1 protein-coding gene is annotated in these 3,141 nt (G+C 59.4%); it reads right to left on the reverse strand.

The annotated features are described in order from the left end of the window. The coding region (locus tag ACR652_RS20075) for a CheR family methyltransferase (RefSeq protein WP_434508241.1) at positions 1–3,141 on the reverse strand (3,141 nt) is incomplete at both ends.

The raw sequence follows: 3,141 nt of genomic DNA on the forward strand, positions 1-3,141 counted from the left end.
CTCGGCTGATTTAACGGGCTTGTTGAGCTGAACGCAATCGCCGCTCGCGATCTTGTGCAAGGCGCCCGTCGATATATCGCCGGTTAGAATAATGACCGGAATCTGGCGGTGAAGTCTTTTTCGAACCGTCCCGGCGGCGTCGAGCCCGTTCATGCTGCCCGGAAGATTGTAATCCGCGACAATGAGATCTGGGCGGAAGCCTTCCTGCGCGACGAGGTCGAGGGCTGCATCCCCATCTGGCGCCGTCACTGCGCGATAACCCTCCTCTTCAAGGAGAAGTTTGAGGAGGTCGCAAACCTCTGGATCGTCCTCGACGACCAGAACCGCGCCTGTGTGGGGAGCGCCTTTAGCGACTTCGACACTCTTGCCTTGACTATCCCGTTCCGGCCGCGGCGCGGCGTCGCTTGTCGGGACCGTGACCTCAATGGCAAAGACCGAGCCCTTGCCAGGTTTGGAGGCGACACGGACCTGATGGCCGAGCAGGCCTCCCAGGCGCTGCACGATGGAGAGACCGAGGCCAAGCCCCCGTTTGCGTTCGCGCGCGGCATTGTCGATCTGATGATATTCGTCGAAGATGGCGCGAAGCTCGCCCTTGGGGATTCCGATTCCGGTGTCCCAGATCTCGATGCTCAGCATTCCTTTCCGCCGACGGCACCCGAGCAACACTTTGCCATTTCGAGTGTATTTCAGGGCGTTAGACAACAGGTTGCGGATCATCTGCTCGAGCAGCGCTGGATCGCTACATATTGAAAGCCCGCACGAGACCAACCGCAAGGAAAGTCCCTGGGCTCGCGCGTGGTCGGCGAACTCCCTTTTCAGCCGCTCGAGAAGATCGCTGATCGGAAAGCAGACGATTTCCGGTCGGACCGTGCCGGCCTCGATTTGGTTGATGTCGAGCAACGCGTTCAACATACCGGACATGGCGTCCAACGTTTCTTCGAAGCGCGAAACCAGCTTCTTTGCTTTCTCTCCCTCGACGGTCTTGGCCAACAGGTCCTGCAGCAGCACGAGCGACTGTAGCGGCTGACGGAGATCATGACTTGCGGCGGCGAGAAAGCGCGACTTTGCCATATTGGCCTGTTGCGCTTGAAGCTTGGCGGCTTCTAGCGCTTGCTGAGCGTGGTGTCTTTCGCTGACATCGGCAAAGGTGATCACAACGCCTTCGACACGATCGTCCTGGGCGCGGTAAAGCATGATCCGGCGGCTGTACCAGGCGCCGGTCTGAGCCTGGATTTCCCGCTCAATCGGCGCGTGGTCTTGCAGGACCGTTCGTGCATCCGCCAGAAGCGCGTCATCCGCCGCCAGAGAGCGCAGGTCCGCCAACGGCCGGCCAACGTCGGTCGGGATGACGCTGAACAGCAGTTTGGTGGTCGGCGTGAAGAAGCGGATATTGAGATTGGCGTCCAGGAAGAGCGTCGCCACGTCGGTGCTGTAGAGAACGTTTTGCAGATCGTTGGACAAGATACGCTGCCGTTCCAACGTTTCCTGGAGCTGGGCGTTGAGCGCGGTCAACTCCTCATTGAGCGATTGCAACTCCTCCTTCGAGGTCAGAAGCTCCTCGTTCGTGGATTGCAGTTCCTCATTGACGGACAACGCTTCTTCGTTGGTCGCCTTCTGCTCGTCGCTGGATGTCTCCAGATTGTGAATGGCGCCCTGAAGTTCAATTTTCGTGGCCTCGAGTTCTTGCTCGAGTTCGGCGACCCGTGAAAGTTCTCCGGATTGCTGGTCTCGCCTGCGAGCGGGCTCAGGCTGGTCGATGAAGCAAACCAGCAGCAGCTCTTCCCCTTCGTTCATAACCGGCTGCACGGCGATGCTGAATGAAAGCGCATCGCCATTTCGTTTTATTTGCCCGCCAGCGACGACGATGCGTCTATTCTCCTGCCCGGCCCGTTGAACCGCGGCCCTCAGCTTGGTCCGGAAGCCCTCTCGCGCCATCGTAAGCAGGTTCTGGTCGGGATGGCCGGACGCGACTTTCAGATAGCTGTCCGTCGGCCCGAGAAAATAGAGACACTCATACTTGCGATTGATCAGCACAGCCGCCGGCGCGTAGGTCTCCATGACCAGGCGTTGGCAGAGGTCGGCCAGGGCCGCCGGGCGCAACCCTTTCTGTTCCTGATCGTGACGCCGGGGCGGCCCGGCTCCATGAGTGGGGCTTATCAAAGCGCTGAGTTCGCCCGGTCGGCTCCGACCTATGCGCCGATAGATGCGGTCGGCTTTGGAGATCGCCTCGAAGCGGCCCTCGACATTCCCAATCGTCTCGGCGGCGCCGAGGAGAACGACGCCGCCTTCCCGCAAGGCGAAATGGAGCAGCGCGATTACCTTCTCTTGCGCCTCGGGGCGTAGATAAATCAGAAGATTGCGACATGAAACCAGATCGAGACGGGAAAAGGGAGGATCGGCGAGGATATCCTGGACCGTGAACACCACCGTTGATCGCAGCTCAGGCGTCACCCGGTAACAATGATCCTCTTTCGTGAAGAAGCGGGCAAGGCGCGCCGCCGAGACGTCTTTTTCGATGGTTTCCTGGTAGAGGCCTTCGCGAGCGCTGGCGACGGCGTCCGGGTCAATATCCGAGGCGAAGATCTGAAGCTTGAGGCTACGATTTTCGGCAGCGATCTGCTCGAGGAACAGCATGGCGAGGGAATAGGTTTCTTCACCCGTGCTACAACCTGCAACCCATATGCGAATGTTTCGATCGGGCGCGTGGTCTCTGACAATCTCGGGGACGATCTTTTCTGCCAGCAGCGCGAAGGTCCGAGAGTCACGAAAAAAACTCGTCACATGGATGAGCAAGTCCTTTGCGAGAAGGTCAAGCTCTCTCGCGTCGCTGCGGAGTAGGTCAAGGTAGTGGCTCATGTCGAGAGCCCCGTCCCCTACCATCCCCATCCGCCGCTCGATCCGGCGCTTTAGCGTGCCCGGCTTGTAAAGCGTGAAATCGTGGCCGGTCTTTGTGCGCAGAAGCTCGACGATCTGTAGAAGACAGTCTTCTGGCCCCGCTCCAGGATGTCCGGAATGCTTATCTGAACCAGCCATCTGTTGGTCGTAGGTGACAAGCGCCTCTCCGATTTTTGCCACTGGAAGCACAAAGTCGACGGCGCCGGTCATGATCGCACTGCGCGGCATCCCGTCAAACGCCGCCTC

The sequence above is a fragment of the Methylocystis sp. genome (assembly GCF_051061225.1).
In the GTDB taxonomy this organism is placed as follows: Bacteria; Pseudomonadota; Alphaproteobacteria; order Rhizobiales; family Beijerinckiaceae; genus Methylocystis.